Source organism: Streptomyces sp. R44 (assembly GCF_041053105.1).
In the GTDB taxonomy this organism is placed as follows: domain Bacteria; phylum Actinomycetota; class Actinomycetes; order Streptomycetales; family Streptomycetaceae; genus Streptomyces.
Window position 1 is genome coordinate 3,719,011 of the sequence record NZ_CP163444.1, and the last position, 26,333, is coordinate 3,745,343.

Sequence of the window (26,333 nt, forward strand, 5' to 3'; positions counted from 1 at the left end):
CGGTCAACCCCAGGCAGGATCGCACGCCGGGGGGCGACCCCGACGAGGCGCATCCGCTACCCTGTCCCTGGCCATGCCTTCGTAGCTCAGGGGATAGAGCACCGCTCTCCTAAAGCGGGTGTCGCAGGTTCGAATCCTGCCGGGGGCACAAGCGGAAGGGCCAGCTCAGGGGAACATTCCCCCGAAGCTGGCCCTTTCTCATGATCACGACCGTGCCACCTACGTGCCAGAAGGCGGCGAATCCGGTCAGAACTCCAGCACCTCGCGGTCGAGCGGATACCGCGCACGGTGCGGGCCCTCGTACGGCGAGGGCGTGATCGGCAGGACGCCGGTCGGCTGCAGGCCCAGGTTGTCGTCCCAGATGCGGGGTTCGACCTGTCCGACGACGCGGAACTCCCGGAAGGTGAACGGCGGGCTGTCGGTCGGGAAGAACTCGGCTGTGGTCATCACCTGGAAGTGCAGGTGCGGCGTGGTCGAGTTGCCGCTGTTGCCGATCAGCCCGAGAACCCGGCCGGGTTCGACGCGGTCGCCTTCCCGGACCATGAGCGAGCCGGGCTTCAGGTGGGCGTAGAGCAGATAGCGGCCCGGCGCGACCTCCAGGGTGACGTGGTTGCCGACGGTCTCCTCGATCGGCGGGACCGGTGGGGTGACGGGCGGCGCATTGTCCGGGATCCCGTCCTGGACCTCCACCACTCTGCCGCCGGCCGCGGCGACCACCGGCTGCCGGTAGCTCAGGTAGCTGGTGAGCCGCGCGGGGTCGCCTTCCCAGGTCTGTCCTTGCTCGCCGACCCGGTACCAGTCGATCGCGAAGCGCTGCGGCACGTCGAAGCGGCCGTTGATCGGGCCGAGTCCGCGCCGGTGGTGGGTGTTGCCGCAACACGACTCGCTGGAGTACCAGGTGCCGGGGCGGACCGGCGCGTTCAGGTTCATCGGCGCGGTGCGGCCGGTCGGGGTGACCTGAACCGTCTCCTCGAACGGGGAGGAACCGGAGGCGGTGACGACAGCACCCGCGAGATGGTGTTCGAGGACCTTGGGCACCCGCTGACCGCGCTCAAGAGCCAGGTCGAGCCAGATGACCCACTGCTGGGAGCCCGGGATGACGGTCGGCGTCGGCCCCGGGGGCGCTGGGGTGTACCCGTCCGCGCCCGGCAGGGGATCACCCACGGGATTGGCGGCATCGGCCAGCGCCTGGCCACTCAGCGAGCCCACCACCAGGTGGGTGCGGGCGTCCCGGACCTCGACACGATCGAGGCGCACGTGCGTACTGCTGGGCAGTGCGTTCGTGGTGAGCAGTTCGTACGAGAGGTGCGTCCTGCCGTCCGTGGCATGGAACGGCGTCGGTTCGGTCATCACCGCCGCCGTCAACGGCGTGAACTGTGGGCCGGGTGCCGGACCGGCCGCGTCGGTCCCGAATCCGGGTGGCGTGGAAGCCGTCAGCATGCCGGCTGCGAGCACGGCGGTCACGAGCCCGCGACGTAGCGGGCTCCGGCCGGTGCGGGTGCGAGGGTCGCGCTTTGCCATGGTGCTCTTCCAGTCGTCGGGTCCCGGGCCGTGAAGGGCACCGGCACGCCCCGCGCCGAGGCGCAGGCCCATGTGTAACCCGGCGACGCGCCGCTCCGGGCCGAGGGCACCGGAGCCAGGTCCGAACTGCACCCGTCCAGCCCCATGACCAGCGAACCCGGGTCACAGGGCGAGCCGCCCAGGACGGAGGGCACCCATCGGACGCGGTGGGTGCCCTTCGGCGTGTGTGCCGTCTTCGTCCTCGCGGGTCGCGCCCCCTCTGCCAGGGGCCCGGCCGGTTCTATCCTGGCCTTCACCTACAGGGGGAAAGCTGGGGGGAACGGTGGACTGGTTCTGGTGGGTTCTCATTCTGTTCTGGACCGGTGGCTTCGCCTGGGCCGCCGACAACGTCCGTACCGCGCTGCGCCATCGGCACGAGCGGAAGATGGAGTTGCTCGAGGCCACGAAGCAGGAACGGCTCGCTCTTGAGGCCGCGCACAAGACGCCCGAGCCCGTGTGCGGGTGCACGCATCACCTCGCCAAGCACGACAGGCAGGGCCGGTGCCACGAGCGGGTCGAGGTGCCCACGGCCTGGGACGAGAACAAGAAGCCGGTCCGGTACGAGGCCGGTGAGTGCAACTGTCAGCAGTACGTGGGGCCGCAGCCCCTGTCCCAGGTGTACGCGGACGAGCTGACCGATCTGGCCTAGGCCGTCCCTTCCGGATCTTGCCTGACCCGCAAGATCCGGAAGAGACGGCCTAGCGGCGCAGTTCCTCCGGGCAGGCCGTGCCCCGTGACAGCTTGTACGGGGCGGCCAGGCGGTACACGCCCGCCTTCGGGGCGACGAGTTCCGTCCATTCATCGCCCTCGATGTCCGCCTCCGCCTTGAAGAGGCAGCCCTTCTCGTTGGCGAAGACCTTCGGGAGCTCGGTCTCCGACTCCTCGCGGGCCACCTTCGAGGCCTCCGTCTCCTGCGGCGGTTCGATCTTGCCGCCGTGCTCGTCGACGAGCGCCAGCCACGGCGAGTACGGGACGCGGATGAGGACCCGGCCCGGGCGGTCGACCCGGATCACGACCTCGTTCTCCTCCGCGCTCTGCACCTCGGCCGGCGGGTCGGCGAGGGGGGTCGGGTTCTGCACCTCGTACAGCCGCCAGTTCTCGTCGGACCAGACCTGGTTCAGGTACGGCAGGCCCTCGCGGACCAGCTCGGCCTCCTGCGCGGCGCCCGAGTCGGGGGCGCCGGTGGGCAGCACCACGTAGTGGACGGCCCAGCGGTCGAGCCAGTCCTGGTAGTTCGAGGCGTTCAGCGTGTCGTCGTAGAAGAGCGGGTTGCGCTCCATGTCCGCCTGCCGGTTCCAGCCGCGCGCCAGGTTGATGTACGGGCTGAGCGCGGAGGACTCGCGGTGGCTGGAGGCCGGCACGACCTCGACGCGCGCCTTGCCCGCGTCCCGTACCTGGAGCTGGTTCACCAGGGGGGCCAGCTCGCGGGCCCAGGAGGCGTCGGGGGCGGTGCGGATGACGTCGTCGACGCCCTTGAAGCCGATCCAGAAGTTCAGTCCGACGACGGCGAGCAGCAGCGCGTACCAGCGGCGGGACCGCGGCGCCGTGTACGGCAGCGCCGCGAGCAGCACGACGCCCGCGAAGAGCATCGGCAGCCGGGAGATGTTCGAGCCGATCTGCGAGTCGATCAGCCAGGTCAGGAGCGTGCCGAGGGAGTAGACGGCCGCGGCCGTGCGGACCGTGCGCCAGTCCTTCGGGACGAGGACGAGGACGAGTATCCCGAAGAGCAGCGGCAGTGCCGTCGAGCCGAAGGCCATCGGCTGCGTGCCCGAGAAGGGGAACAGCCAGGAGGACAGGGCCACCACGGCGACCGGGGCCAGGCCCAGGGCGTACGCGCCCGGGCGCCGCTTGTTCAGGAACAGCGCCGCCGCCGCGACCCCGAGGAACAGTCCGGCGACCGGGCTGCACGCCGTCGCCAGACCGGCCAGCGGGGCGGCGACCGCCGCCTTCGCCCAGCGTCTGTAGCGCCAGCGGTGCGGCCAGCAGAAGACGGCGGCGACCGCGCCGAGCGCGAACATCATGCCGAGGCCGAAGGTGACCCGGCCCGAGAGCGCGTTGCACAGGAAGGCGAAGACGGCCGCGATCGAGCACACCATCGGGTTGCGGACCGCCCGCACCCGCACCAGGATCAGCGCGGTCAGCGCGGCCGACAGCGTGCCGGCGACCATCATCGTGCTGCGGACGCCGAGCACCGACATCAGGTAGGGCGAGACCACGCTGTACGAGACGGGGTGCATCCCGCCGTACCAGGCCAGGTTGTACGCGGAGTCCGGGTGCCGTCCGACGAACTCGGCCCACGCGTCCTGCGCGGCCAGATCCCCGCCGCTGTTCGCGAAGAAGAAGAACCACAGGATGTGCGTGAGGGCGGCGAGCCCGGTGGCCGCCATGACCGTGTAGCGGCGCTTGCGCCGCGGGGCGGCGACGGGGGTTGCCGGGGGCGGCGCGAGGGCCGTGGTCGGGGCGGGCCGCTGGGTCGGGAGCACTATTCGCGAGAGCGAAGTGGGTCCGGTATCGGCGTGCGAGTCGCGGGCGGTGTCCCGGGGGTCACGAGCGTCATGGCCCTCACGGTAGACGTCGGGGTCGGACTCCGCGCGGTCGGCGCGTGTCGGCTCGGCGGTGGTCACTGCGGCCCTTTCCCGTGCTGCCGTCTCGCTTCTCGCGTGGTCACGCGTGCTGCTCGTCCCCCGGAAACGCTAACAGCCGGGCACCACGGAGAACCGGGGTGCCCGGCTGTTGCGGGTGGCCTCTCGCCCGGGCGACGGGCCCGGGCGATGGACTCGGGCGATCGGTCCGGGCGATCGGCCCGGGCCGTCAGCCCACTCGGGTGAGCTTCTTGTCGAAGCCCGGCTCCACCAGGTCCGACTGGAGGGCGACCGGGGAGCTGACCTTGCCGGCGCCCGTACCGATCGACACCTGGCCGACGATGTCGCCCGCCTTGCCGGAGTGCGGCAGGGCCTTGCCGCCGTCGGTGAGCTCCAGCTGCACCTTGAGGCCCGGCCAGCCGACCGCCTTGAGCTCCTTGGTGGCGATCACCGGGGTCTGGCCGCCGAGGCCGTCGTCCACGTAGCCGAGGACCTGGCCCTTTTTGACCACGGCCGCCGAGGTGACGTCCTTCTGGGCCTGCTGGATCAGCTTGAGGCTGTTGTCGATGGCGAGCTGCAGCTTGTCGATGAGCAGCTTGGCGTCCTTCGCCCCCATGACGATGCCGAGGATGCGGCGGTCCTGACCGTCGACGACGGTGTTCGCCGCCCAGAGCAGGTTGCCGCCGGCGGGGGTGGAGGACCCGGTCTTGATGCCGCTCACACCGTCGTGGAGCAGGATGTTGTTGTTGTTCTCGATCCGGCCGGGGATGCCGTCCACCGTCACGTTCGGCATGTTCACGATCTCGCGGAACACGTCGTACTGCATGACCGCCTTCGCCAGCTTCAGCTGGTCCTGCGGGGTCGACATGGTGCTGTCGAGCAGACCGGAGGGGTCCGTGTACGTGGACTGGGTCATGCCCAGTTCCTTCGCGGCGGCGTTCATCTTCTCGACGAACGCGGCCTCCGAACCGGCGTCCCAGCGCGCGAGCAGCCGGGCCACGTTGTTGGCGGAGGGGATCATCAGGAGCTCCAGGAGCTCCCTCTCCGTGTAGGTCTGGCCCTCCTGGACCGGCGCCGTCGACTCCGAGTCGTGCTTCGCCTGGTCGGCGGCCTTCTTGTCGATCGTGATCTCGGGACCCTGCTGCTTCCCCTTGATCGGGTGGTCGCGGAGGATCACGTACGCCGTCATCGTCTTGGTCACGGACGCGATCGGGGCCGGCTTCTGCGCCCCGTACATCCCCATGGAGCCGACGCCCTCGACCTCGACGGCGCCCTGCCCCTCATTCGGCCACGGCATCTTCAGCTCGCCGCCCTCGAACGTGAACGTCGGCGCGGCCGACAGCGTCAGCGCGGGCGCCGGCAGCGGGCGGACCATCTGCACGATCGCAAAGACGATCAGGAGCAGCAGGACGAGCGGCGTCCAGATCCGCACCCGGCGCAGGGTCGTCCGCAGCGGGGTCGGCGGCGGGGGCGGCGTGTTCGTCAGTTCCGCGAGCAGGTCGAGCGGGGGCAGCGGCGGCAGCGGCTGCTGCCGGGTCCGCTCCGGCTCGGCGAGCGCCGCCGGCGTGGGTACGGGGGCGGGCGCGGCCTTCTCCTCGGCCGCGGGCGCCTTGGGCACGGCCGGGGCCTCGGGGGCGGGCGCCGGGGCGGCGGAGGCCTTGGCGGCCTCCTGCGCGGCCTTCTGGGCCTTCTGCTCGGCCGGGATGTCGGGACGCAGCGCACGGAAGACGCTGGTGCGCTCGCTGTCGGAGTCCGCGGTCAGGGAGGACGGCAGCTTCAGGGCGGTCGTCGGCTGGTCCACGACGGGCGGACGGACCATCTTGAACATGGTCGTCGGCTGGTCGACCGGCTTCTCGTCCTCGGAGGAAGAGGAACCGGACGACGCCTCCTCGGACTCCGCCGGCTTGTCGTCGGCGGAGGGCTTGTCGTCGACGGGCTTCTCGTCGGCGGAGGGCTTCCGCGCGGCGAACCAGGACGCGGAGGGGGCCTTGTCGTCGGCGGGCGCCTTGTCGTCGGTGGTCGCCGTGTCCTCGACGGACGCCGTGTCCTCGGCAGACGCCTCGACGGACGCCTCGACGGGCTCCTCGTCCGTCTCGTCGTCGGACTCGTCGTCCGCCTCCTCGGGGCCGGCCTCGGCCTCGTCCCCGGCCTCGTCGTCCGGCTCGTCGTCCTGCGGCTCGTCCTCGCCCTCGGAGTCGTCGGCCTCGGCCTCGTCCTCCGGCTCGGGCTCCTCCTCGGCCGCCGGGTCCTCGTCCTCGGGCTGCTCCGCCGTCGCGACCCAGGCCGCCACAGCGGCCTTCAGACGGTCGCCCTCCGGCTCCGACTCCGCCGTGGCCTCCGCCTCGGGATCCGAGTCCGACTCCGAGTCCGGCTTCGCGTCCGCCGCGGCCGCCGCCGGCTCGTCGTCCTCCGGCGTGCGCGGTGCCAGGGTCTTGAACACGGCCGTCGCCTGGTCGACCTGAACCGCCGAAGACGCCGCCGAGGACGGCGAGGACTCTGACTCACGGAGCACGAAAAGCCGAGGATCCCGGCCGCCGCCGCCCGAGGCCGCCGTCTCCTGAGACGACCCCTGCTGCTCCGCCTTGTCGGGGGACTCGCCCGCCACCGTGCCTCCTCCATGCGTCATACGTACGTCCGAACCGTCTACCAGTGTCCTGTGTGAACCCCTTGGCTCCCGTGCTAGACGAGAACGACATACCTACTGGTTCCCGGATGAACCACCCAGGCACTCTCGACAGATGAATGTGAGAGGGGTCACCCTGTCATTCATCCACGCGGGGAGGCATGGATGGGCAGGAGCCGCAGAACCATTCCGGAAGAGCTTCTGCTGCTCGCTCTGGACCCGACCACGGGTACCACAGCGCAGCCGCAGTCGCTCGACCTCGGTCTGGCCGGAGCACAGCTAGTGGAGCTGGCTCTGGCAGGCCGGATAGCCCCTGACGGGGATCGTATCGCCGTGGTGATGCCACGGCCGACCGGAGATCCGACACTGGACTCCGCACTGGAGCTGCTGCGCAGGCGCGGCAGCCCGGTTCGGGCCGTCCACTGGATCGGCGGGCCCCGGCTGGGGCTCCGTCAGACGTATCTCTCGCATCTGGAGCGATGCGGCATGGTGCATGCCGTGGAGGGCCAGATGTGCGGGGTGTTGCCGACGACTCGCTACCAGGCGACGGACACGGCGATCAGTCGGGAGATCCGTGCCCGACTGGACAGTGCGATCCGCACCGGCGTACCGCCGGACCCGCGGACCGCGGCGCTTGCCGCGCTGGCCCACGCGGTCGGTCTCGGGAAGCACCTGTACCCCGGCAACGAAGGACGGTCGTCGCGGTCCCGGCTGCGCGATCTGATCCGGCACGACCCCATGGGCGGACTCGTGGCGCACGCCGTGATGGACGTCCAGAACGGTGCGGCGGCGCAGCCGCGCCGGAGCGCCGCGGGCGTCCCGGCGCAGCCTCGCGGCAGCATGGCCCGCGCGGCCGCGCACTGAACCATCGCTCGTACGGAACACGCACGACCGAGAACCACGAACCACCTGGAACCCTCCGGGAGCCGCACAGCTGTGCGGGGCGGTCTGGGCGGCCGTCCCGCACATGTGCGTTGCCCGGCTTTCCCGTTGTCCGGGTTTCCCAGCGCACACCCGGCCATTGGTGGCAGTCTGCCAAGCGGTAGATACTCACAGCTACGCAGCAGACAGCCGGAGGTGCAGTTTCCGTGGCGTCCAACGTCAACCCCACCGTCAGGCGACGCCGATTGGGCCAGGAGCTGCGCAAGCTCCGCGAGGCGAAGAACATGACGGCCGAGCAGGTCGCCGAGCGTCTCCTCGTCTCCCAGTCCAAGATCAGCCGGCTGGAGAACGGCCGTCGCTCCATCAGCCAGCGGGACGTCCGGGACCTGTGCGGGGTGTACGAGGTCGAGGACGAGCGCATGGTCGACTCCCTCATGCAGATGGCCAAGGACTCCCGTCAGCAGGGCTGGTGGCACGCCTTCGGCGACATCCCGTACAGCGTCTACATCGGTCTGGAGACGGACGCGGAGAGTCTGCGGATGTACGAGTCGCAGATCATCCCCGGGCTGCTCCAGACCCCGGCGTACGCGGAGGCCGTGATCTCCGGGGCGATGCCGGAGTCGACCGCGGCGGACATCGAGAAGCGGGTCACGGTGCGGACCCGCCGCCAGGAGCGGATCCGGGACGAGGAGCGTCCGCTACGGCTGTGGGCCGTCATCGACGAGGGCGCGCTGCACCGGATCGTGGGCAGCCGGCAGCTGATGGTCGATCAGCTGGAGCACCTGATCGAGCAGTCGCACCTGCCGCACGTCACCGTGCAGGTGATCCCGTTCGAGATGGGCGCGCATCCGGGGATCAGCGGGCAGTACTCGATCCTGGAGTTCCCGGACACCTCGGACTCCAGCGTCGTGTACATCGAGGGCGTGACGAGCGATCTGTACCTGGAGAAGGCGCAGGACGTCGGCAAGTACTCCGTCATGTACGAGCACCTCAGGGCGCAGGCGCTGAACGTCGACCAGACGCGCGAGTTCATCTCGAAAATGGCGAAGAAGCACGCCCAGGGGTGATCGTCCGGGGGCGGGGCAGGCACCGTACACGGGTTGATCGCTCCCACGGAAGCGCAGTTGGAATATGCCACTCGGACGTGTGAACGCCGGTCCCGCCGGACGGGGCCGGCGAGTAGCGTCGATCACGCCATCAAGAACGTTGGCGAGACACCCTACTCGGCAGAACCGGAGTGAGCAGCATGGCGATTATTCAGGGCGGTACGGACACCTGGACGAAGTCCTCGTACTCGGGCGGGAACGGAGCCTGCGTCGAAGTGAAGTCCCCCGTCATGGCCGCGATCGCGGTGCGGGACTCCAAGGCCCCCGAGGGCCCGTCCCTCTCTTTCGGACCGGGCTCGTGGAACGCCTTCGTCGGCGAGGTGAGCAACGGGGCCCTCTGAGCCCCGGTGCGCGCACGCCGCCGCCAGCAGTACGTATGAGCCCTCTCGACCGGTCCGCCGTCCTGGCCGAGGGGGCTCGGCTCTTTTCCGCCGCGCCTCAGCGCAGCTCGTCCACGTACCGGTCCGTGCCCGGGATCGTCGGGATGAACGGGGCCACCAGTTCCACCCGGCCGAGGCCGCCCGCGTCGAGGCCGGTGAAGTGCTGCTCCCAGCACTCCCGCGGATCCGCCTCCAGGAACCAGAGCAGGGTGAGCCGGGTGTCGACCCCCTCGACCTGCTTCACATAGGTCATCCGGTCGCCGGGCAGCGGGGTCGGCCGGAAGACGGTCACCATCGCCGCCGGGGAGCCCGCGAGGCGGCGCGGCAGCTCGCGGGACCGCAGCCACTCCAGGACCTCGGCCCGCTTCCCCGCGTCCTCGGCGTCGATCACCTGGAGGACGAGTCCGCGGTACGGGTGGTCCAGGGCGTGGAAGTCCCGGGGACCGGCGGCGCCGTCGCGGTAGACGGTGGCCTCGTGGTCCTGGAAGGACGTGAAGACGTGGGTCCGGGCCTGGTGGACCCGGGCGTCGCGGTTCAGCCGCTTGTTGATCCCGACCGTCCACTTCATGTGGTCGGCGTAGCGGCCGTCGGTGATCCAGTACGTGGAGAGGTAGCAGCCGGCCGTCACCGGCTGGGCGACCGCGGACTTCTCCGGGTAGCGCAGCTCCTGGAGTTCGCGGGTGGCGACCCAGCGGCGGCCGGCGTACATCCAGGGCATGGCCATGGCGCCGGCGTAGTAGTGGTCGTCCTCGTACCAGCGGTTGTACGCGTACTCGTGGCCCGGATGCGGTTCCACCATGGTGATCAGCGCGTGGCCGGGGCGCACGCCGTACGGGCCGACGGCGGCCAGCTCCGCGTACGTCTCGCTGCGGGTCTCCTCGCTCATTTCCGTACCCCTTCCCATGTCTTCCCTTGTCGTCGACGGGCTTCTACTCTGACGGGCCGTCAGATAGATGGCCAGGGTCGAGGAGGGTCCGGATGCTGCTCCAGGGAAAGACGGTCGTCGTGTCGGGGGTCGGTGCCGGGCTCGGGCACCGGATCGCGGAGACGGTGGTACGGGACGGGGGCAACGCCGTCCTCGGCGCCCGCACCGAGGCCAACCTCGCCAAGTCCGCGGCGGAGATCGACCCGGAGGGGCGCCGCACCGCCTACCGGGCCACGGACATCACCGACGAGGAGCAGTGCGAGGCGCTCGCCGCGCTGGCCGTCGAGCGCTTCGGCGGCATCGACGCGGTGGTCCACGTCGCCGCCTGGGACTCCTACTTCGGGGGCCTGGAGGACGCGGACTTCGCGACCTGGCAGGGGGTCCTGGACGTGAACCTGCTCGGCACGCTGCGGATGACCCGGGCCTGCCTGCCGGCGCTGAAGCAGCGGGGCGGTGCCGTCGTCCTGATCGGGACGCAGTCGGCGATCGCCGCGCCCTCGCAGGTGCGGCAGGCGGCCTACGCGGCCTCGAAGGGGGCGCTGACCTCGGCGATGTACTCGCTCGCGCACGAGCTCGGGCCGCACCGGATCCGGGTCAACACCGTGCTCCCCGGCTGGATGTGGGGGCCGCCGGTCCAGGCGTACGTCCAGTTCACCGCGCACACCGAGAGGGTGCCGGAGGCCGAGGTCCTGGCCCGGCTCACCGAGCGGATGGCGCTGCCGGAGCTCGCGACGGACGGGGACGTGGCGGAGGCCGCGGCCTTCCTGGCCTCGGACCGGGCGCGGGCGATCACGGGGCAGTCGCTGCTCGTCAACGCGGGGGAGCTGATGCGCTGAGCCACCTGATCCCAGCGAGTACAGCGAGCGATGCGGGCGGTGGCAGGCAGCAGCGTGTGGCCCGGGCCCCGCACTGCATGGCCCCTGCGAAGCCGCTGGCGACCTCGCTCGTCCGACACCCCGGAGCGGGACGCGCTCCTGGACCGGCTGGGCACGGACGGGGGGCCGGTCCCGGCACAGGCGGCGGGGGCTCGGACGGATCAGCCTCTGGGCCGATCAGCCTCTGGGGTAGCGCGCCAGCCAGCCCGGCGCGGACTCGGCGGCGCTGTGCAGAGCGGCGCCCTGGGTCATCTCCATCGCGAAGTCGTCCGCGAGCTCCAGGACCGTCGCACGGCCCTCCAGGTCGGCCAGCCAGGCCGGCGGGAGGGCCGTCTCGCCGTGCAGGGCCCCCAGCAGCGCGCCGGTGAGCGCGGCCGTCACCGACGAGGGGCCGTCGTGGTTCACCGCGAGCCGCAGCCCGTGCCGTACGTCCTCGCCGACCAGGGCGCAGTAGACGGCCGCCGCCAGCTGCCCCTCGGCCCGGTCCTCCCCGGCCCCGAGCGCCGTCACCCGGTCCGCGTCCGGCGCCCCCTCCCGTACGGCTCCGAGGGCCCGGCCCAGCGCCTCGGTGACCGGCTCGTGGCCGGGGCGGGCCGCGAGCTGCTCCCGGGCACGGGCCACCGCCGCCTCGACGGAGCCGCCGCGCGCGAGGCCGTGGACGGTGACCGCGAAGGCCCCCGCCGCGAGGCCGGCGGCGGGGGCGCCGTGCGTCTGCGCGGCGCACTCCACGGCCAGCTGGCAGACCAGCTGCGGCTCCCAGCCGACGAGCAGCCCGAAGGGGGCCGAGCGGACGAGGGCGCCGGAATCGCCGGCGTCGGGGTTCTTCGGTCGGTCGAGGGTGCCGAGAACGTCGTCCCCGAGGCCGGTGAGGCAGGCGCGGGGCGGGTTGCGGCGGGCGTAGAGCCACTCCTCGCGGGCGAGCCAGCCGTTGTCCTTGCGGCGCTCGTCGGGGCCCCAGTCGCGCTGGGTGGCGGCCCAGCGCAGGTGCGCCCGGTGGACGTCGGTGGGCGGGTGCCAGGCTCCGGTGTCGCGGCGGACCTGGGCGCGGATGAGGCCGTCGACGGTGAAGAGGGCCATCTGGGTCGCGGCGGTGACGGCGCCGCGGCGGCCGAACGCGGGGACGGGGTCGGTGAGTCCGTCAGGTCCGTGGGCCTCGCGCAGCTGCGCGAGCGTGTGGTCGGCGGCCGCGGCCCCGAGGGCGTCCCCGATGGCCCCACCGAGCAGACAGCCCCGTACGCGGGCCCGGAAGTCCTGCTGTTCGGCGCGGCCCCACACGGCCGCGGCTGTCGTGGCCACGATGTGCCCTCCCCCGTAGACCGGTCTGCGCAGCACTGTAATCGACCGGGTACGCCCGTTCGGGGCCCAGAACGTTATGTAATCCGCACCCCTTCAGCCCCCTTTTGACCGCGTTCCTCGGGCCCCGCCGTTGTGGGCAATCGTTCCGCAGGGCGGAACGGGTGGGCACAACGGACGGCGCCCTTGCCGGCGCCAGAGGCTCCCGCGCCTGGACCCGCACCACGTCGTGCGCCGCGCATCGTGGTGCGGGTCCAGGCTCGGAACGCGGAGGCGCCGCTGAAGGGCGCCGTCCCGTGTGCCCACCCGTCCCGCCCTGCGGGACGATTGCCCACACGGCACGTGGGCACCGCCCGCCCGGGCACGGGCCCGCACCGGCGGGGTCACTCCTGGGGCAGGACCGGGAGGAGTTCCGGGAGGTGGCCGTCCGAGGCGTGGGCCGTGCGCTGCCGCTCCTCCGGAACCTCGCCGTACAGCGTCGTCCGCGGCTTCGCCGGACGCCCCGCCGCCTCCGCGATCGCCTCCAGGTCGCGGATCGAGCGGTACGAGCCGTAACTGGAGCCCGCCATACGGGAGATGGTCTCCTCCATCAGCGTTCCGCCCAGGTCGTTCGCGCCCGAGCGGAGCATCTCCGCCGCGCCCTCCGTGCCCAGCTTCACCCAGCTGGTCTGGATGTTGGGGATGTGCGGGTGCAGGAGGAGGCGGGCCATGGCGATGACCGCGCGGTTGTCGCGGGCGGTCGGGCCGGGGCGGGCGATGCCCGCGAGGTAGACGGGTGCGTTGGTGTGGATGAAGGGGAGCGTCACGAACTCGGTGAAGCCGCCCGTCTCCTGCTGGATGCGGGAGAGCGTGCGGAAGTGCCCGAGCCAGTGCCGGGGCTGGTCCACGTGCCCGTACATCATCGTGGAGGACGAGCGGATGCCCAGCTCGTGGGCCGTCCTGACGACCTCGATCCACGTCGCCGTCGGCAGCTTGCCCTTCGTCAGGACCCAGCGCACCTCGTCGTCGAGGATCTCCGCCGCCGTGCCGGGGATCGAGTCGAGACCCGCCTCCTTCGCCGCCGTCAGCCATTCACGGATCGACAGGCCTGTCCTCGTCGCGCCGTTGACGACCTCCATCGGCGAGAAGGCGTGGACGTGCATCCCCGGGACCCGCTTCTTCACCGCGCGCGCGATGTCGAAGTAGGCCGTGCCGGGCAGGTCCGGGTGGATGCCGCCCTGCATGCAGACCTCGACGGCGCCGACCTCCCAGGCCTGCTGGGCGCGGTCCGCGACCTGGTCGAGGGAGAGGGTGTACGCGTCGGCGTCGGTGCGGCGCTGGGCGAAGGCGCAGAAGCGGCAGCCGGTGTAGCAGACGTTGGTGAAGTTGATGTTCCGCGTGACGATGTACGTGACGTCGTCGCCGACCACCGAGGCGCGGACGTCGTCCGCGATCCGGGTCAGGGCGTCGAGCGCCGGGCCGTCCGCGTGCAGCAGGGCCAGTGCCTGCGCGTCGGTGAGCTTCGTCGGGTCGTCGGCGGCGACGGAGAGCGCCTCGCGGACGTCGCCGTCGACCCGCTCGGGGACCATGCCGGGCGCGGCGGCCTCGCGGAGCGCCTCCCAGTCCCCGTACACCTCGTCGAAGTCGTCGCGCCGGTCGCCCGTGCGGCCCTCGGTGTCGATGGTCGCGTGCAGGTCCGTACGGCCGCTCGCGGTGAACGCCTCGTCGGGCTCCTGCCAGGGCAGGCCGCGCACGGGCGCGTCGGGGTTCGCGAGGCCGGTCTCGGGGTCCGCGAGGGCGCGGACGTGCGGGAGGAGCCGGGGGTCGAGCCAGGGTTCGCCCCGGGTGACGAACTCGGGGTAGACGCAGAGCCGTTCGCGCAGCTCGAAGCCGACGGCCCGCGACCGGGCGGCGAGCTCGTCGATCTGGGGCCAGGGCCGCTCGGGGTTGACGTGGTCGATGGTGAGCGGGGAGACCCCGCCCCAGTCGTCGATGCCGGCGGCGATCAGCCGCTCGTACTCGGAGTCGACGAGGTTCGGCGGGGCCTGGAGGCAGGCGGAGGGGCCCATGATGAGCCGGGCGACGGCGACGGTGGCGACGAGGTCGTCGAGCTCGGCGTCGGGCATCCCGCGCATGGCCGTGTCCGGCTTGGCGCGGAAGTTCTGGATGATGAGTTCCTGGATGGAGTGGTACTGGCGTGCCACTCGCCGGAGCGCGAACAGGGATTCGGCGCGCTCCTCCAGGGTCTCCCCGATGCCGAGCAGCAGCCCGGAGGTGAAGGGGACGGAGGACCGGCCGGCGTCCTCCAGGACCCTGAGCCGTACGGCCGGTTCCTTGTCGGGGGACCCGTAGTGGGGGCCGCCGGGCTCGGACCACAGCCGGGTCGCGGTCGTCTCCAGCATCATGCCCATGGAGGGCGCGACGGGCTTGAGTCGCTGGAAGTCGGTCCAGGACAGGACGCCGGGGTTGAGGTGCGGGAGGAGCCCCGTCTCCTCCAGGATGCGGATCGCCATGGCCCGTACGTACGCGATGGTGTCGTCGTACCCGTGCGCGTCGAGCCACTCGCGGGCCTCGGGCCAGCGGTCCTCGGGCTTGTCGCCGAGGGTGATCAGGGCTTCCTTGCAGCCCAGTTCGGCGCCGCGGCGGGCGATGTCGAGGACCTCGTCCGGCGACATGAACATGCCGTGCCCGTCGCGGCGGAGCTTGCCGGGGACGGTGACGAAGGTGCAGTAGTGGCACTTGTCCCGGCAGAGCCGGGTGAGCGGTATGAACACGCTCTTCGAGTACGTGACGACCCCGGGCCGCCCGGCCGCCTGAAGGCCGGCGTCCCGCACGCGCCCCGCGGACGCCACCAGGTCCGCCAGGTCCTCCCCCCGCGCCCGCAACAGCACGGCGGCCTCGGCGACATCGAGCGCGACCCCGTCCCTGGCCCGCTTGAGGGCACGGCGCATGGCGTTCGCGGTGGGTCGTCCTGCCTGGTGATCCGTCATGAACCGAGCATACGAGCGCACTGCCGGGCGGCGGTTCGGGTCCCCGCAGGAACCCGAACCCGTCTCTCCTCAGAGGTACCGCGCATAGCCGTCCAGGACGCCCAGCACCTCCCTCTCGTCACCCGGCGGCAGCTGGAGGACGACCTCCTCGCAGCCCAGTTCCTCGTAGTGGGCGAGCTTGCCGGGGTTCGGGAGGACCGCGTACGGGACGAGCTGGAGGGTCTCCGGGGCGCGGCCCGCCTTCTCCCAGGCCTCGCGGAGGACCGGGAGGGACTCCGTCAGGCCGCGGCCGCCGATCGGCATCCACCCGTCGGTCTGCGCGGCGATCTGCGCGAACAGCTTCGGGCCCGCCGCGCCGCCGAGCAGGACGCGCGGTGCGCCGCCCACCGGCTTGGGCCAGACCTCCGAGGCGCGGACGGACTCGCCGTACTCGCCCTCGTACGCCGTCGGTTCCGGCGCCCACAGGGCCCGCATCAGGTCGAGCCGGTCGCGGCCGAGCTCCCGGCGGCGGGGCCAGTCGACGCCGTGGTCGGCGGCCTCCTCCCGGTTCCAGCCGAAGCCGACGCCCAGGGTGAACCGGCCTCCGGAGAGGTGGTCGAGGGTGGCGACCTGCTTGGCGAGCACGATCGGGTCGTGCTGGGTGATCAGGGTGATGCCGGTGCCCAGGCCGAGGTGCTCGGTGACGGCCGCCGCCTGCCCCAGGGCCACGAGCGGGTCGAGCGTCCGCGCGTACTCCCGGGGCAGCTCCCCGCCCGCCGCGTAGGGCGTCTCGCGGGAGACGGGGATGTGGGTGTGCTCGGGGAGGTAGAGCCCCGCGAAGCCGCGCTGCTCCAGCTCGCGGGCGAGCCGCACCGGGCTGATGGTCTCGTCGGTCAGGAAGATCGTGGTCGAGATCCGCATAGCGGCACGGTAGGGGGTGGGGCGCGGATTTCCGAGGCCTGCGGCAGCCCTCTCGCGCCCTCCTCCACCTCGACCCCTTGACCTCAACCTTGGTCGACGTATGAGGCTCCCCCCATGACCACAGGGAAATCCACCTGTCCTTCCGTAGCCCGGCTGCTTGGATGAGCTGGTGCTGAACCGAATCGAGACGTACTACGACGCCGTCCCCCGTTCCTCCGCCCGCGCCGAGGAGTTCGGGCCCCTGACCCTGTTCGTGCAGGAGGGACAGGGCTGGCCCTACTACGCCCGCCCGGCCCTCGGCCACGAGGGCGACGTCCCCGTGGCCGCCGTGGAGAAGGTGCGGGCCCGGCAGCGGGAGCTCGGGGTGCCCGAGGCCTTCGAGTGGGTGGCGGAGACCACCCCGGGGCTGCGGGCCGCCGTGGAGGCGACCGGGCTGACCGTGCACGAGCATCCGCTGATGGTCCTGGAGGGCGAACCGCTGCCCGTGCCGGAGCCCGAGGGCTTCACCGTACGGCTCGTGGGCGCGGACGACGCCGCCCTGGACACCGCCGTCGCCGCCCCGTTCGCCGCCTTCGACGCCCCGGTCGCGCCCGGCACCTCCGCGCGGGTCGCCGACCGGATCACGGCCGGCCTGACCCGGCTCGCGGCCGCCCTGGACGCCACCGGCAGCGCCCACGCGGCCGGCCAGCACCAGCCCGTCGGCACCGTGACCGAGGTCGTCGGCGTCGGCACCGTACCGGCGGCCCGACGGCAGGGCCTGGGGCTCGCGGTCACGGCCGCCCTGGTCGCGGACGCCCGCGCCCACGGGACGGAGCTCGTGTTCCTGACGGCCTCGGACGCGGACGTGGCCCGCCTCTACGGGCGGCTCGGCTTCCGCACCATCGCGACGGCCCTCATCGCGGAGGCCTGACGCCGCGGACGTCTGAAAGAAAATCTCGAAAAGGTTCTCCCGTCGTGTCACATCCTCGGCGCGCGCTCCGTCAGTGCAGTGGAAGCAGCGAACAGACGGAAAGAAACCGAGGAGCGATCACCATGGCGCACCAGCCCAAGGCCCGTATGACCAACCCCGCCTACGTCCTGGCCGACGCCGGTCCGGCGATCCAGAACCTGATCAAGGCCACCCGTCAGGGCGGCGTCGACGATTCGATCCTGGAGCTGGTGCACCTGCGGGCCAGCCAGATCAACAACTGCGGCTTCTGCGTCGACTACGGCGTCAAGAGCGCCAAGAAGACCGGCGTCAGCGACGAGAAGCTGTTCGCCGTCGCGGCCTGGCGCGAGGCGCCGTACTTCTCCGACGAGGAGCGGGCGGCCCTCGCGCTCGCCGAGGCGGCGACCCGGCTCGCGGACGCCTCGGACGCGGTGCCGGACGAGGTGTGGGACGCCGCCGCCGACCACTTCGACGAGAAGCAGCTCGCCGCGATCGTGCTGATGGTCGGCGTCACCAACCTGTTCAACCGGCTCAACGTCACCGTCCGGCAGCCCGCGGGCGTGGGGTTCTGACCATCACCACGTCCACCGGGTCCTCGGACTCGAAGGCGAACCCCTCCCGCTCGTAGAGACGGCGGGCCGCGCTGCCCTGCAGGACCACCAGACGGACCGGTACGCCGTCCGCGTCGGCCCGGTCGAGCAGCCCGCGCAGCACCGCCGTCCCGAGGCCCCGGCCCTGGGTCTCGGGGGCCAGGTAGAAGTGCTCCAGGTAGAGCCCTTCACCGTCCTCGTACGGGCGCACCGTCACGCATCCGGCGAGCGCGCCGTCCAGTTCGATCACCGAGGTGTGCGCCGGCGAGAAGCCGTCCCGCAGCCTCTGGCGCACCCGGTGCTCGTCGTAGCGGCCGAGGCGCACCAGGTCCTCGCGCATGACCTCGGCCCGCAGCTCGGCGATCGCCTCGACGTCCTCCGCGCGGCCGGGGCGCAGCGCCCAGTTCGTTTCCCGATACATGTACGCATCCTAAGGAGCCCTCCGTGTCCGCTCGCATGCCCAACCCCGTCGCCGTCCTGCCCGACGCCGGTCCGGCGATCTTCCAGCTGATCAAGGCCGTCCAGTCGGGCGGCCATGTGGCCGGTTCCACCCTCGGCCTGGTCCACCTCCGGGTGAGCCAGATCAACGGCTGCGGGTACTGCGTGGTCGGCGGGGCCCTGAAGTCGCAGGAGGAGGGCGAGGCGGACGAGCGGCTGCACTCCGTGGCGGCCTGGCGGGAGACGCCGTACTTCACGGACGAGGAGCGGGCGGCGCTCGCCCTCGCCGAGTACGCGACCCGGCTCGCGGACCGCCCGGACGCCGTGCCGGACGCGGTGTGGGACGAGGCGGCCCGGTACTACGACGAGAAGCAGCTGGCCCAGCTCGTGCTGTGGATCGGCGTCAGCAACCTCTTCAACCGGCTCAACGCGACGACCCGGCAGCCGGCCGGCGGGACCTGGTAGTCGTAACCGGACCCGCGCCGTCCGCGTTACGACGGGCATGAAGAGGATCCTCACCGCAGCCGCCCTGACCGTCTTCGCCGCCGCGGGTGCCGCGGGCGCCGCCGCCGGGACCGCGGCCGCCGACACCGGCGGCATGAACCTTCCCTCGGTGGTCCCGCTGAGCGGCGTCCTGACCCCCAGGGCGAAGCCGGCCCACACCCCCGACCTGCCGCCCGCGAACGCGGCGGTGGAGCGCCTGCTCCCCGGGCACCACTGACCCCGGACGGCACAAAGACAGCGGGACCCCCCACGGGCCCGCTGTCTTTGCGTTTCGGGGACGCCTCAGGAGGGCGTCAGCCGGTGACCACCGTCAGTCCGCGACCACCAGGGACGGGGTCTCCTTCGTCAGGATCTCGCCGCGGAAGAAGGCGGGGCTCCTGCGCTGCATGACCAGCATGATCACCACGCCGAGGAGCAGCAGCCCGACGCCGATCACGAAGACCGAGCCGACGCCGAAGACCGCGGAGCCGGAGCCGTACGCCGGGTCCCACATGTCGTAGAGCGTCTTGCCGAAGACGGCGGTCAGCATCAGGCCGCCGAGGAACGGGATCACGCCCTTGAAGGCGAGGTCGCGGACGGAGCGGAAGAGCTCGGCGCGGAAGAACCAGACGCAGGCGAAGGCCGTCAGCGCGTAGTAGAAGCAGATCATCAGGCCGAGCGCGTAGATCGTGTCGACCAGGACGTTCTCGCTGACCAGGGTCATCACCGTGTAGAAGACGCCGGTCGCGACGCCGGCGACGATCGTCGCCTTGCCGGGGACCTTGAAGACCGGGTGGACCCGGGCGAAGGACGGCGGCAGCGCCTCGTAGCTGGACATGGCGAGGACCGTGCGGGCGACCGGGATGAAGGTGGTCTGCAGGCTCGCGGCGGCGGAGGCGAGGACGGCGACGAACAGCGCGATGCCGAGGACGGGGCCCATGACCGGGCCCGCGAGGGCGGCGAAGACGTTGTCGGAGGTCTCCGGGTTGGCGAGGCCGAGGCCCTTGTCGCCGGAGCCGACGACCATCTGCGCGGCGATGCCGGTGGCCAGGTAGGAGCCGACCAGGACGACCATCGAGATGAGCGCGGCGCGGCCCGGGGTCCTGTCGCTGTCGGTGGTCTCCTCGTTGGCCGTGAGGCAGGTGTCCCAGCCCCAGTACATGAAGATCGACAGCGAGAGGCCGGCGGTGAAGGCCGCGAAGGAGCCGACGGAGAAGGGGTTCAGCCAGGACCAGGAGAAGCTCGCCCCGGTCGGGAAGTCGACCGAGCCGGCCTTGGAGAAGGCCATGACGACGAAGACCGCGAGGACGGCCAGCTGGAGGCCGACCAGGGTGTACTGCACGCCCTTGGTGGCGGTCATGCCGCGGTAGCTGATCGCGGTCGCGGCGGCGATCAGGGTGAGGCAGGTGAGGATGTGGACGGCCTTGTTGTCGTCCAGGGCGGCGATCGAGTCGTTGCCGCTGATCTCGCCGGCGAGCAGCCAGAAGTACGAGGTCGCGACGCCGGCCAGGTTGGACAACACGATGATCGTCGCGATGACCAGGCCCCAGCCGCACATCCAGCCGACCTTGGGGCCGAAGGCCTTCACGGTCCAGGTGAAGGAGGTGCCGCAGTCGGGCATGCGCTTGTTGAGCTCGCGGTACGCGAACGCGACGAGCAGCATCGGCAGGAAGCCCGCGAGGAAGACGGCGGGCATCTGCAGTCCGACCTCGCCGGCGGTGGAGCCGAGCGTGGACGTCAGGCAGTAGACGGGGGCGACGGTCGAGATGCCGATGACGGCGCTGCCGAGGAGGCCCACGGAGTTGCCGCCGAGGCCCTTGGTGCGCACACCGGAGGTGCCGCCCGGGGCGTCGGCGCCCCTTACCGTGTCTCCGGCCTGCTGCCGTACGTCCACCTGAGTCATGAACTTGACGTTAAATGCTGCGGTTTCCATATCCGGAGGATCGGACTCCGCTCACTTGATCGATCATGACCTTGTATTGCACGGGTCGAATCGGACACTCGCCGTTGATTGAAAGATCGACCAGTCGGGCGAGTCGCTCAACCGGCAACTCTGACGACGGGTGTCCGATATGCGGGAACCGCAGCTGTGCCCCAAATGTCCGTTTCGAAAATTTCCCATGGAATTTTCGAGACGGTTCTCACCCCGGCCGTCCAGGGCGCGTCACCCGGCCGTCACCCGGCCGTCACCCCGGCCAGACGACCGCCTGCAGCTCGCTGTACGCGTGCAGCGCGTACGAGCCCACGTCCCGCCCGACACCGCTCTTCTTGAAGCCGCCGAACGGCGCCTCCATGTTCCGGCCGATCGTGTTCACGCCCACCCCGCCCGCCCGCAGCCGGGCCGCGACGCGGAAGGCGCGGGCCACGTCGCCGGACCACACGTAGTCGATCAGCCCGTAGTCGCTGTCGTTCGCGAGCGCGATCCCCTCCTCCTCGTCGTCGAAAGGCACGACCACCACGACCGGGCCGAAGATCTCCTCCCGGACCACCCGCATCTCGTTGGTGCAGTCGGCGAGCAGCGTCGGGGCCACGTAGAAGCCCCGGGCGAAGTCCGGACGCTCGCCGCCCGCGACGACCCGCGCCCCTTCCTTCCTCCCCAGTTCGACGTACGACTCCACCCGGTCGCGGTGCGCCGCCGAGATCACCGGGCCGACGACCGTCCCCTGCGCGGCCGGGTCCCCCACCTTCATGAAGGCCAGATAGCCGGTGAGCTTCTCGATCAGCCGCTCGTACACCCCGCGCTGGGCGAGCACCCGGGTCGGGGCGGTGCAGATCTGCCCGCTGTAGAAGGCGAACGTCGTCCCGATGCCCATCACCGCCGAGTCCAGGTCGGCGTCGTCGAAGACGAGCGCGGCCCCCTTCCCGCCCAGCTCCATCAGCTGCCGCTTGAGCGAGCGGCCGCAGACCTCGCCGATCGCCTGCCCGACGGCCGTGGAGCCGGTGAAGGAGACCATGTCGACGTCCGGGGAGTCGACGGCCGCCTCCCCCACCGCCTGCGCGGAGCCGGTCACCACGTTCACCACGCCCGCCGGGACCCCGGCCTCCTCCAGGGCGCGCGTCATCGCGTACACGGAGAGCGGATCCTGCGGGGCCGGCTTCACCACGACCGTGTTGCCCATCGCGAGCGCCGGGGCGATCTTGCCCGCCGGGTTGGCCCAGGGGTTGTTGTACGAGGTGATGCAGGTGACGACGCCGACCGGGCGCCGTACCGCCACCGCGCCGAACACCCCGGCCTTCCCCATCGGGCCGGCCTCGTTGATCTGCGGGGGCAGCGCCTGCTCGACCGGCTCCATCGCCCCGCGCGCGTACCGGCGGAAACGGGAGGAGCCGACCGCGACCTGCATCCCGCGCGCGGTGCCGGTGGTGGCGCCGGTCTCGGCCCGGGCGAGGAGCGTGTTCTCCTCGGCGTCCCGGGCCATCAGGTCCGCGGCCCGGTCGAGGATCGCCGCCCGCTCCTCCGGTTTCGTCCGGGACCAGGTCGCGAAGGCCTCGCGGGCGGCGGCGGCCGCCTCGTACACCTGCGCCCGGGAGGCCTCCGGCGCGAGGCCGACGACCTCCTCGGAGGCCGGGTCGATCACCTCGTAGTGGCCGCCGTCGGGCTCGACCCACTCTCCCCCTATGTAGAGGCGCTCGATCCGGGTCATCGCGTGCTCACCGTCCTCGTGTCGCGGCCCGAGCGCAGCACCTTCCCCGGTACCGCGCCGGTCACCTCGTCGTCCCGTACCGTCTCCACGCCGTTGACCCGCACCGACACGATCCCCACCGCGCGCGAGTCGAGGCGCGGGCTGTCCCCCGGCAGGTCGTGCACGAGGGTCGCCGGGCCCGCGTCGATCCGCTCCGGGTCGAAGAGCACCAGGTCGGCGTGGAAGCCCTCCGCGATCCGGCCCCGCTCCCGGAGCCCGAAGAGCCGCGCCGGGTCGTCGCTCAGCATCTTCACCGCGCGCTCCAGCGGGACCAGCTTCCGGCCGCGCAGACAGTCGCCGAGGAAGCGGGTGGTGTACGGGGCGCCGCACATCCGGTCCAGGTGCGCGCCCGCGTCCGAGCCGCCGAGCAGCACGTCCTCGTGGTCCCAGGTCTCCCGGCGCAGCGCCCAGGAGGCCGGGTCGTTGTCGCTGGGCATCGGCCACAGCACGGTCCTCAGGTCGTCGTTGGCGCAGATCTCGACGAGGGCCTGGAAGGGGTCCTGGCCGCGCTCGGCCGCGATGTCCCGCACGACGCGGCCGGTGAGGCCCTCGTTCTCCCGGCTGTACGTGTCGCCGATGACGTACCGGCCGAAGTGCGCGAGCCGCCGGAAGACCCCGGCCTCCTTCGAGTCCGCCCGCCGCAGCATCTCGGCCCGTACGTCGGGATCGCGGAGCTTGCGGATCCGCTCGGGCACGGGAAGGCCGAGGATCTCGCCCCACCCCGGGATGAGGTTGAGGGCGCAGAAGGTCCCGAGGGACATGTTCATGGGGGTGAGGATCGGCATCGTGAGGGCGACGATCCGGCCGCCGGACTTGCGGGCCCGCTCGGAGGCGGTGAGCTGGCGGGGGACGCGCTCGGGGACGGCGGCGTCGATGGTGAGGACGTTCCAGTTGAGGGGCCGCCCGGCGGCGGCGGTCATCTCGACGAACAGCTCGATCTCGTCGTCGGAGAACTGGTCGAGACACCCGGCGAGGATGGCCTCCAGCTGCGTGCCCTCGTGCTCACCGACGGCCTTCGACAGGGCGATCAGCTCGGCGGGCGTGGCGTGCCGGGAGGCGACGGGGGCGCCGTCGCCGTCGGAGTGGGTGGCGGACTGGGTGGTGGAGAGCCCCCAGGCGCCGGCGTCCATGGCCTCCTTGAGCAGACCGACCATCTGCTGCAGCTGTTCTTCCGTGGGCTGTCCGCCGACGGCGTCCGCGCCCATCACGTACCGGCGCAGGGCGCAGTGGCCGACCATGAAGCCCGCGTTCACGGCGATGCGGCCGTCGAGGGCGTCCAGGTACTCGGCGAAGGACGACCAGCTCCAGTCGACGCCCTCCTCCAGGGCCTTGAGGGCCATGCCCTCGACCCTCGACATCATGCGGCGCGTGTAGTCGGCGTCCTCGGGCCGGTCCGGGTGGAGCGGAGCCAGGGTGAAGCCGCAGTTGCCGCCGGCGACGGTGGTGACGCCGTGGTTCATGGACGGGGTGGCGTACGGGTCCCAGAACAGCTGGGCGTCGTAGTGCGTGTGCGGGTCGACGAAGCCGGGCGCGAGGACGAGGCCGGTGGCGTCCTCGGTGGTACGTGCGGTCGCCTCGGTGCCGGGCTCGGGGAAGACGATCCGCCCGTCGCGGATGCCGACGTCGGCGACGCGGGCGGGGGCGCCGGTGCCGTCCACGACGGTGGCGCCCGTGATCAGGTGGTCGAGCATGGCGGTCCCTCTCTGTCCTCTGTCCGTTCTCCGTGGACGCGGGTGTGCCCCGGACCGGGGCCGCCGCGGGGCCCCGGCCGGGGCGGTGACGGGGCGGCGGTCCGGGAAGACACCACCCCGCGCTTCGGATGCACCTCGTTGTGGGCCGCGCTTCCGCCGTTGTGGGCATGCGTTCCGCCGGGGCGGTGCCCTCCCTCGTTGTGGGCATGCGTTCCGCCGGGGCGGAACGGGTGGGCACAACGGACCCGCGCCTTGCCGGCGCCAGAGGCTTCCGCGCCTGTACCCGCACCCGCAGGTACGGCGCACTCGTGGTGCGGGTCAAGGCGCGGAACGCGGAGGCGCCGCGAGAGGGCGCCGTCCCGTGTGCCCACCCGTCCCGCCCCAGCGGGACGATTGCCCACACGGGGCGCGGGCCCGCACGGGGGGGTGCGTCAGGAGCCCGCGGACTGGCGCATGCGGGTCGTGCGGTGGACCGGGTCCGTGTCGATCCTAGGAATCACGTGCTCCCCGATCAGCTTGATCGAGTTCATCGTGTCCTCGTACGAGATCCCGATCGGCAGCCCGAAGGACAGCTGGTCGGCCCCCGCCTGCTCCCAGCGCTTGCACTGCGCCAGGACCTCGCTCGGGTCGCCGCAGATCATCAGCTCCTCCTGGATGAGGAGTTCGATGATCTCGGCCGAGTACTCCGGCAGGAGTTCCGGCCACTCGGGGATGCCCTCCGGCCGCGGGAACGTGTCGTGGTAGCGGAACAACAGGGACTGGAGGTAGTTCAGTCCGCCGCCCACCGCGATCTCGACGGCCTTCTCGTGCGTCTCGGCGCAGATCGCGGTCGAGGTCACCATGACGTTGTCGTTGACGAAGTCGCCGACCGCCTTGGCCTCCTTGATCGCGTTCTTGTAGGACTCGACGACCCACTCCATGTCGGAGACCTTCTGGACGCTGAAGCCGAGGACGCCCAGGCCCATCTTGCCCGCCATCGCGTAGGAGCTCGGCGAACCGGCCGCGTACCACATCGCCGGGTGGGACTTCCCGTACGGCTTGGGGAGGACCTTGCGGGGCGGCAGCGACCAGTGCTTGCCCTGGAAGCCGGCGTACTCGTCCTGGAGCCACATCTTGGGGAACTCGGCGATGGTCTCCTCCCAGATCTCCTTCGTGTGGTTCATGTCGGTGATGCCCGGCATGAACCCGAGGATCTCGTGGGAGCCCGCCCCGCGCCCGGAGCCGAACTCGAAGCGGCCGCCGGAGAGGTGGTCGAGCATCGCGACCTTCTCGGCGACCTTGACCGGGTGGTTGACGGGGGCGAGGGGGTTGAAGATGCCCGAGCCGAGGTGGATCCGGTCGGTGGCGTGGGCGAGGTAGCCCAGGTAGACGTCGTTGGCGGAGAGGTGCGAGTACTCCTCCAGGAAGTGGTGCTCGGAGGCCCAGGCGTACTTGAAGCCGGACTTGTCGGCCTGGATGACGTACTCGGTCTCCTCCATGAGGGCCTTGTGCTCGGCTTCGGGATCGGTCTCGGCGCGCTTGCCGACGTATCCCTGTACGAAGATCCCGAATTCCAAGGGGGTTCACCGTCCTCGTCTTATCTGACGATGCGTCAGATTCCTTGATGTGCCCGACTCTCGCACCACCGCGCAGGTGCGTCAATACCTGACGAGCCGTCAGAAGAGGCTCACGCCCGCCAGCCAGCCGCCGTCGATCACGAACGGCTGGCCCGTGATGTACGCCGAGTCCTCCCCGGTCAGGAAGAGCGCGAGGGCCGCCACCTCCTCCGGCCGGCCGATCCGCCCGAGCGGCACGAGCCTGCGGTACAGCTCGGCGGTGGCCGCCGGGTCCACGCCCTCCGGGTTGCTCATCGGGGTGTCGATCGCGCCCGGACAGACCGCGTTGACCCGGATCCCCTTCCCCGCCAGCTCCAGCGCCGCGACCCGGGTCAGACCGAGGACCGCGTGCTTGCTCGCCGCGTAGGCGCCGACCCCGGCCATGCCGGTGATCCCCGTGTACGAGGCGGTGTTGACGATCGTCCCGCCGCCGGCCGCCGCGATCTCGGGCGCGACCGTGCGGATGCCCAGGAAGCAGCCGGTCTGGTTGACGGAGACGATCGCCCGGAACTCCTCCAGCGGCGTCGAGACCAGCTCGTTGAAGCGGAGGATGCCCGCGTTGTTCACGAGCCCGTCGATCTTCCCGAACCGCTCCCTGGCCGCCGCCACGGCCGCCGCCCAGTCCCCCTCGCTCGTCACGTCCAGACGGACGTACGCGGCCCTGTCCTCCCCCAGCTCCTTGGCGAGCGCCTCCCCGGCGTCGTCCAGGACGTCCCCGAGGACCACCTTCGCCCCCTCGGCGGCGAACAGCCGCGCCTCCTGCTCGCCCTGCCCGCGCGCCGCCCCGGTGACGAGGACGACCCGCCCGTCGAGCTTGCCCATGTCCGCAC

General features: G+C 71.6%; 22 protein-coding genes and 1 tRNA gene. 10 read left to right on the top strand and 13 right to left on the bottom strand.

Going from position 1 to position 26,333, the window contains the following annotated elements:
• Positions 1 to 75 precede the first annotated feature (75 nt).
• Positions 76 to 148 (top strand) — tRNA-Arg (locus tag AB5J54_RS17125).
• A gap of 98 nt (positions 149 to 246) precedes the next feature.
• Here AB5J54_RS17125 and AB5J54_RS17130 read toward each other — a convergent pair.
• Entirely contained in the window at positions 247 to 1,350 is a 1,104-nt protein-coding gene (locus AB5J54_RS17130) for a M23 family metallopeptidase (protein ID WP_369144777.1), read from the bottom strand.
• 493 nt (positions 1,351 to 1,843) lie between these two features.
• On the opposite strand from AB5J54_RS17130, the gene AB5J54_RS17135 reads away from it, so the two are divergent.
• A complete protein-coding gene (locus AB5J54_RS17135) occupies positions 1,844 to 2,209 on the top strand; it encodes a hypothetical protein (RefSeq protein ID WP_369144778.1) in 366 nt (121 codons plus the stop codon).
• A gap of 49 nt (positions 2,210 to 2,258) precedes the next feature.
• Here the strand turns inward: AB5J54_RS17135 and AB5J54_RS17140 are convergent, their stop codons facing one another.
• Together AB5J54_RS17140 and AB5J54_RS17145 are read right to left on the bottom strand one after the other, a co-directional pair.
• A complete protein-coding gene (locus AB5J54_RS17140) occupies positions 2,259 to 4,184 on the bottom strand; it encodes an MFS transporter (protein WP_369144779.1) in 1,926 nt (641 codons plus the stop codon).
• A 187-nt stretch (positions 4,185 to 4,371) separates the two neighbouring features.
• Positions 4,372 to 6,747, bottom strand: coding sequence for a D-alanyl-D-alanine carboxypeptidase family protein (locus tag AB5J54_RS17145; RefSeq protein WP_369144780.1), 2,376 nt, complete (start codon positions 6,745 to 6,747; stop codon positions 4,372 to 4,374).
• A gap of 183 nt (positions 6,748 to 6,930) precedes the next feature.
• Between AB5J54_RS17145 and AB5J54_RS17150 the strand changes: the two genes are divergently transcribed.
• The 3 genes from AB5J54_RS17150 (at position 6,931) to AB5J54_RS17160 (ending at position 9,094) form a co-directional block, all read left to right on the top strand.
• Positions 6,931 to 7,629 carry a GPP34 family phosphoprotein gene (locus tag AB5J54_RS17150; protein WP_116160457.1) on the top strand — a complete coding sequence of 233 codons (699 nt, stop codon included), beginning with the start codon at positions 6,931 to 6,933 and terminating at the stop codon, positions 7,627 to 7,629.
• Between the two features lie 224 nt (positions 7,630 to 7,853).
• Complete coding sequence (locus AB5J54_RS17155) at positions 7,854 to 8,714, top strand: helix-turn-helix domain-containing protein (RefSeq protein WP_369144781.1); 861 nt, start codon at positions 7,854 to 7,856, stop codon at positions 8,712 to 8,714.
• A gap of 179 nt (positions 8,715 to 8,893) precedes the next feature.
• Positions 8,894 to 9,094 carry a DUF397 domain-containing protein gene (locus AB5J54_RS17160; RefSeq protein ID WP_093875591.1) on the top strand — a complete coding sequence of 67 codons (201 nt, stop codon included), beginning with the start codon at positions 8,894 to 8,896 and terminating at the stop codon, positions 9,092 to 9,094.
• Positions 9,095 to 9,191: 97 nt separating this feature from the next.
• On the opposite strand, the gene AB5J54_RS17165 is transcribed toward AB5J54_RS17160, so the two are convergent.
• Positions 9,192 to 10,019, bottom strand: a complete 828-nt coding sequence (locus AB5J54_RS17165) for a hypothetical protein (protein WP_369144782.1) — start codon at positions 10,017 to 10,019, stop codon at positions 9,192 to 9,194.
• A gap of 92 nt (positions 10,020 to 10,111) precedes the next feature.
• Between AB5J54_RS17165 and AB5J54_RS17170 the strand changes: the two genes are divergently transcribed.
• A complete protein-coding gene (locus AB5J54_RS17170; RefSeq protein WP_369144783.1) occupies positions 10,112 to 10,894 on the top strand; it encodes an SDR family oxidoreductase in 783 nt (260 codons plus the stop codon).
• Positions 10,895 to 11,110: 216 nt separating this feature from the next.
• Here AB5J54_RS17170 and AB5J54_RS17175 read toward each other — a convergent pair whose 3' ends face one another.
• The 3 genes from AB5J54_RS17175 to AB5J54_RS17185 form a co-directional block, all read right to left on the bottom strand.
• A complete protein-coding gene (locus AB5J54_RS17175; RefSeq protein ID WP_369144784.1) occupies positions 11,111 to 12,229 on the bottom strand; it encodes an ADP-ribosylglycohydrolase family protein in 1,119 nt (372 codons plus the stop codon).
• Between the two features lie 380 nt (positions 12,230 to 12,609).
• Positions 12,610 to 15,195 carry a bifunctional FO biosynthesis protein CofGH gene (locus tag AB5J54_RS17180; protein ID WP_369144785.1) on the bottom strand — a complete coding sequence of 862 codons (2,586 nt, stop codon included), beginning with the start codon at positions 15,193 to 15,195 and terminating at the stop codon, positions 12,610 to 12,612.
• 69 nt (positions 15,196 to 15,264) lie between these two features.
• Positions 15,265 to 16,095: an LLM class F420-dependent oxidoreductase gene (locus AB5J54_RS17185; RefSeq protein WP_369144786.1), complete on the bottom strand. Its 831-nt coding sequence runs from the start codon at positions 16,093 to 16,095 to the stop codon at positions 15,265 to 15,267.
• 169 nt (positions 16,096 to 16,264) lie between these two features.
• Between AB5J54_RS17185 and AB5J54_RS17190 the strand changes: the two genes are divergently transcribed.
• A complete protein-coding gene (locus tag AB5J54_RS17190; protein WP_369144787.1) occupies positions 16,265 to 17,005 on the top strand; it encodes a GNAT family N-acetyltransferase in 741 nt (246 codons plus the stop codon).
• A 122-nt stretch (positions 17,006 to 17,127) separates the two neighbouring features.
• The gene (locus tag AB5J54_RS17195; protein ID WP_369144788.1) at positions 17,128 to 17,595 is read left to right on the top strand and encodes a carboxymuconolactone decarboxylase family protein; all 468 of its coding nucleotides are present in this window, start codon (positions 17,128 to 17,130) and stop codon (positions 17,593 to 17,595) included.
• Here AB5J54_RS17195 and AB5J54_RS17200 read toward each other — a convergent pair.
• Positions 17,561 to 18,034 (bottom strand): N-acetyltransferase family protein, encoded by a 474-nt coding sequence (locus tag AB5J54_RS17200; protein ID WP_369144789.1) that lies wholly within the window; start codon positions 18,032 to 18,034, stop codon positions 17,561 to 17,563. The two genes, AB5J54_RS17195 and AB5J54_RS17200, sit on opposite strands and share 35 nt — an antisense overlap.
• A 23-nt stretch (positions 18,035 to 18,057) precedes the next feature.
• On the opposite strand from AB5J54_RS17200, the gene AB5J54_RS17205 reads away from it, so the two are divergent.
• Together AB5J54_RS17205 and AB5J54_RS17210 are read left to right on the top strand one after the other, a co-directional pair.
• A complete protein-coding gene (locus tag AB5J54_RS17205; RefSeq protein WP_369144790.1) occupies positions 18,058 to 18,516 on the top strand; it encodes a carboxymuconolactone decarboxylase family protein in 459 nt (152 codons plus the stop codon).
• A 37-nt stretch (positions 18,517 to 18,553) separates the two neighbouring features.
• Positions 18,554 to 18,772 (top strand): hypothetical protein, encoded by a 219-nt coding sequence (locus AB5J54_RS17210; protein ID WP_369144791.1) that lies wholly within the window; start codon positions 18,554 to 18,556, stop codon positions 18,770 to 18,772.
• A 93-nt stretch (positions 18,773 to 18,865) separates the two neighbouring features.
• Here the strand turns inward: AB5J54_RS17210 and AB5J54_RS17215 are convergent, their stop codons facing one another.
• From AB5J54_RS17215 to AB5J54_RS17235, 5 genes are all read right to left on the bottom strand, one after another.
• Positions 18,866 to 20,437: an APC family permease gene (locus AB5J54_RS17215; protein ID WP_369144792.1), complete on the bottom strand. Its 1,572-nt coding sequence runs from the start codon at positions 20,435 to 20,437 to the stop codon at positions 18,866 to 18,868.
• Positions 20,438 to 20,720: 283 nt separating this feature from the next.
• On the bottom strand, positions 20,721 to 22,178 hold the full coding sequence (locus AB5J54_RS17220; protein WP_369144793.1) for an aldehyde dehydrogenase family protein: 1,458 nt from the start codon (positions 22,176 to 22,178) through the stop codon (positions 20,721 to 20,723).
• Positions 22,175 to 23,908 carry an amidohydrolase family protein gene (locus tag AB5J54_RS17225; protein WP_369144794.1) on the bottom strand — a complete coding sequence of 578 codons (1,734 nt, stop codon included), beginning with the start codon at positions 23,906 to 23,908 and terminating at the stop codon, positions 22,175 to 22,177. Before AB5J54_RS17225 ends, AB5J54_RS17220 begins: the two co-directional genes overlap by 4 nt.
• A gap of 431 nt (positions 23,909 to 24,339) precedes the next feature.
• Positions 24,340 to 25,464, bottom strand: coding sequence for an LLM class flavin-dependent oxidoreductase (locus AB5J54_RS17230; RefSeq protein ID WP_369144795.1), 1,125 nt, complete (start codon positions 25,462 to 25,464; stop codon positions 24,340 to 24,342).
• Positions 25,465 to 25,563: 99 nt separating this feature from the next.
• Positions 25,564 to 26,325 carry an SDR family NAD(P)-dependent oxidoreductase gene (locus AB5J54_RS17235; RefSeq protein WP_369144796.1) on the bottom strand — a complete coding sequence of 254 codons (762 nt, stop codon included), beginning with the start codon at positions 26,323 to 26,325 and terminating at the stop codon, positions 25,564 to 25,566.
• Between the last annotated feature and the right edge of the window lie 8 nt (positions 26,326 to 26,333).